General features: G+C 56.3%; 2 protein-coding genes. Both read right to left on the reverse strand.

Going from position 1 to position 620, the window contains the following annotated elements; all coding sequences use genetic code 11:
- Positions 1-456, reverse strand: a 456-nt coding sequence (locus ACTIFK_RS19015; protein WP_439544585.1) for a metal ABC transporter permease, incomplete at its 3' end; no start/stop codon positions are given.
- Positions 453-620: metal ABC transporter permease (locus tag ACTIFK_RS19020; RefSeq protein WP_439544586.1), on the reverse strand; the 168-nt coding region annotated here is incomplete at its 5' end. The genes ACTIFK_RS19020 and ACTIFK_RS19015, both read right to left, overlap by 4 nt.

Consider the following 620-nt stretch of genomic DNA (forward strand, 5'->3'; position numbering starts at 1 on the left):
GAGAATGATGGCGGTCGCGACCGCTGCGATAACACCCGTCTCAATGATATCAGCGAGATCAACGCCCAGCATATCGCCGAACAAAATATGATCCAGATGAACGTCGCTCTGGATCTTGACGTAAAGTACGAGCCCCAATCCAAACATGCCGGAGAATACGACTCCCATCACCGTGTCCTGTTTGATGCGACTATTCTCTTTAAGAAAGCCGGTCGTCAGCGCACAGACCATTCCGGCTGCGAAGGCGCCGACGGCGTAGGGAAAGCCGACAATGTAGGCGATCACAACGCCCGGAAAGACGGCGTGCGAGATCGCGTCGCCCATCAGCGACCAGCCCTTCAGGACAAGGAAACAGGAGAGCAAGGCAGCGGGGACTGCCACCAGCACCGAGATCACGAGCGCATGGCGCATAAACTCAAACTGGAACGGCTGAAGGAGAGAATCAAGAAAAGTCATAGATCCACCTCCAGTGCTTGCGTCGCGCGTCGACGTGCGGCCAGCATCCCGTGTTTGGGCGCAAGGAAGAATGCAGCCAGGAAGATCAGCGTTTGCAGGACGACGATAATGCCGCCGGTCGCACCGTCGAGGAAATAGCTCACATAGGCACCGAAGAAACTGGT

Source organism: Hyphomicrobium sp., assembly GCF_051860585.1.
Lineage (GTDB): Bacteria > Pseudomonadota > Alphaproteobacteria > Rhizobiales > Hyphomicrobiaceae > Hyphomicrobium_C.